Origin of the sequence: Myroides indicus (genome assembly GCF_004364575.1) — a bacterium.
Taxonomy (GTDB): Bacteria; Bacteroidota; Bacteroidia; order Flavobacteriales; family Flavobacteriaceae; genus Flavobacterium; species Flavobacterium indicum_A.
Map to the genome: position 1 here is coordinate 1 of NZ_SOAG01000067.1, position 2,749 is coordinate 2,749.

Here is a 2,749-nt window from a genome sequence, read left to right on the forward strand (position 1 = left end):
CTTATGCCGGTATGCACAACGAAGAGATCTGGGTACGTGTACAGAGCGATTCCGACCCGAGCCTTTTTTCGGTTACCTCCTTTAAGCTTATCCGCGATAAAGCCCCGGTGATCAATCCCTCTTTGACCCCCTATGTCATATGTCTGGATTCTGTCGGTCAGAGCCAGGGCAATTTCATTTTGAAGAGCAAAGACAACGAAGTAAAGTCCAGTGTAGGCGGTTTGATCGTAGAATACTACGAAACGGCACAGGATGCCCTTTTGGGAGACCCTTCGAAAGCCCTTTCCAAAGACGGTTATATGAGCACAGAAAAAGAGATCCACATCCGTTTGTACTCCCCTTTAACAGGTTGTTACTCGGTAGGGACTCTGCTTTTAAAATTTAATCCCCCAATTGTTTTAGGCGGTTTGCAAAAATACATTTTGTGCAGCGATAGCGGTTACGCTCAGTTTAACCTTGAGCAGATTGCCAGCGAGAAAATAGGAGTGAACAGCAGCTGGCATTACGGTTTTTACCGCACGGCCATGGACGCGGAGAACCAGATCAACAAACTGACTAGCCTTACTTACACTAACGGGAGTCCCGGAGGAGAATCGATTTTCATCCGAGTGGAGAACGAAGTTGGGTGCGTTTTGATTCAGGTTATCGAGCTGACCGTTGGCCATTCTCCCTTGACCAAAGAGCCCTCAGATTTTGTTCAGTGCGACATCAACGGCAACGGCGTTGCGGACTTTGACCTTACCGTTAAAGAGGCAGAGGTGCTCAACGGTATTGATCCGTCGGATGTTTTGGTGAGCTATTACACCGATTATACCAAAGCCGTTGAAGGCAATGCTTCGGGAGCCATTGTCGATGCGGCGCATCACTCTAGCCTTACAGGCAAATACATCTATGTTCGGGTAGAAGACAAGATCACGGGCTGTGCTAGCATCGAGCAGCTTCGCCTTCAGATCATAGCCCTTCCTGTTATCAACGGGAGCATTGCTGATTACGTTGTTTGCGACAGCAAGACCAACACGGGCATCGCCCAGTTTAAACTCAGCGACAAGCGTTCAGAGATATCCACTCAAAGCAACGTCTCCATTACTTTTTACGCCTCTCAGAGCGATGCCCAGGCGAAGAGCAATGCGTTGAATGACACCGCTTACAGCAATACCACGGCAAACCGTCAGGAGGTTTTTGTGCGTGTAGAAGATATCAGTACGGGTTGCTATACCCTTACCTCTTTCTTTTTGGTAGTGAATCAATACCCTGTTTACGACGTTTCCAGCGGCTCACAGATGGTTGCCTGTACGTCTTCTGCCAACGGTCAGGGCGTTTTCAACCTGGTTGGCTTTGCCATGGAACACACCCCGGGGTATAAAGACTACGAATTTACGTTTTTTGAAACCGAGGCTAATGCCCTTGCGAATAAGAGCAATATCAAAGACCCTGAGACCTACAGCAACCTGACTGTTAAAACGGGCAAGGTATGGGTTCGCTTGCAGAACAAGCTCACGGGCTGTGTGGGCATTTATGAGATTACTCTTCGCACCGAGCAAGCCCCTGTTGTTTCGGATAAACTTCCGGGTATAGAACTCTGCGATTATTACGGAGATCACTATGACTATAGTGTGGAGGTAGACTTAACGGTTAACGAAGCTGCCATCAGCAAAGGCATTGCCTCCGGTCATCAGTGGGAAGTAGAGTACTACCGCACGGAGTCCAATGCCCAGCAGGGAGTCAACCGCATTATGAATCCGGAGCTTTACCACAACTCCTTAAACCAGGAAACAATCTGGGTTAAGCTTGTTGATCTGACTACGGGTTGTGAGGCTTATGGCAGTTTTAGCCTTACGGTGAATATCCCTCTTCGCTTGCTTGAACCGCTGGACTTGATCCATTGCAGCGATTTGAGTATCGGTCAAAACAAAGCCGTTTTTGACCTGACCACCTATGCCGTTGCCATTGTCGGGGGAACCCCTGTCTTTGGGACGCGCTATTCTTATTACGAGAGCGAATCCGATGCTCTGGCAGATACCAATGCCATTGCAGAATCTGATTTGACGCGATATATCAATAAAACCCCTGCGCAAAGCATTTGGATTGTGGTTGAAAACGAACAAGGCTGTCGCTCTATGGTTATTCAAAACCTGATTGTGGACGCTATGCCTGAGCCGAACACCCGTCCGTCAGCATTAGAGACTTGCGAGCTGGAGTTTGGCAAAGCAGAAGGCATTTTTGTACTGCAAGACGCTTTGGCAGATATTGTACAGGGAGATTCCCAGCTTGAAGTTGAGTTTTACCCTACGCGTTCTGCGGCCGAGTCGGGGACTACGGATCCTTTGGATGCAGAAGGCGAGCATAATAGCAGTAGTGGGAAAGTATATGCCCGTGTGATCAACAAACACTCGGTTCACGATCCGCAGTGCTTTGTAATTGTGGAACTTGACTTGATAGTTCACGCCAAGCCTTACATTGAGGTTACCCCTCTTTTAAAGTGTTTGGATGTAGCAGTGGAGTTCTATCCTTTCAATCTGGAGGAAAAAAATGCAGAGATTCTCGATGGTCGGCCTGCCTCTGATTACCGCATTACCTATCACAAAGCCGAGTTGGACGCAGTAGAGAACAAGCTTCCGCTTGCCTATGAGTATACCAATTCCAAGCCTTTTGAAGAAGAGCTTTGGATACGTTTGGAAGAGCGCTCTACGGGCTGCTTCCACGTGAGCAAGCTTCTTTTGAAAATAGAAGAAAAGGTAGAAGCCTTCCC

General features: G+C 48.1%; 1 protein-coding gene. It reads left to right on the top strand.

Annotated elements, in window-relative coordinates; genetic code table 11:
* Positions 1 to 2,749: hypothetical protein (locus C8P70_RS13865; protein WP_166666241.1), on the top strand; the 2,749-nt coding region annotated here is incomplete at both ends.